This window comes from Streptomyces regalis, assembly GCF_001509475.1.
Classification (GTDB): Bacteria; Actinomycetota; Actinomycetes; order Streptomycetales; family Streptomycetaceae; genus Streptomyces; species Streptomyces regalis.
In genome coordinates, this window is record NZ_LLZG01000226.1 from 1 (window position 1) to 723 (window position 723).

Consider the following 723-nt stretch of genomic DNA (forward strand, 5'->3'; position numbering starts at 1 on the left):
TGGGTGTGGGTGTGGGTGTGGGGCTGGTCGGGTTGGGTCTGGTTGGGTCGTCTGAGATCCGGATGGGGTGCGGCCTGGGTCGGGACTTGCCGCGCCGCTCCGTGGATTGGGCTGGGGTCCCGGTCGGGCTGAGGGGTCAGGGCGGGGCGCCCGCGGGGCTGTGGGCGGGTTGGCTCAGGTCGCGCTGAGGGGCGCGGCGGTCGGGTGGGGCTGAGGGGTTCGGCCGGGATCCGGTTTGGGTCAGGCGCGTAGGCGTAGGCCTCGGGGCGTCGCGATGAAGCCTGCTCCTTCCAGGAGGGTGCCTGTGGGGGAGGTCAGGGCCGAGGCGCCGTTCACGCGCTCCACCGTGACCGTGCCGAGGGAGCCCGCGCGGGCGGCTGAGGCGAGGGCCTCCGCTGCCGTGTGCAGGCGGGGGTCGTCGCTGGGTTCGGTGTCCGGGGTCGAGGGCCAGGCCAGCAGCGTCTTGCCGCCGCGCTCCATGTAGAGAGTCAGCTCGCCGTCGACGAGCACTACGAGGGAGCCCGCCTTGCGGCCTGGCTTGTGGCCGGCGCCGGTGGGGGGCTCCGGCCAGGCGAGGGCGGCGCCGTACGCGTTCGCCGGGTCGGCGGCGGCGAGGACGACGGCTCGGGTGTCGGTGGCGGGGCGGGTGCGTCGGGAGGCGAAGCCGGGGCCTGAGCCGGGGCTGTGCGGTGGGCCGCCGTTGTGCCGGGCGGGGCCTTGGGG

1 protein-coding gene is annotated in these 723 nt (G+C 75.9%); it reads right to left on the minus strand.

What is annotated here, in order from left to right; all coding sequences use genetic code 11:
• Positions 1-240 precede the first annotated feature (240 nt).
• Positions 241-723, minus strand: a 483-nt coding sequence (locus ADL12_RS23040; RefSeq protein WP_425265142.1) for a hypothetical protein, incomplete at its 5' end; no start/stop codon positions are given.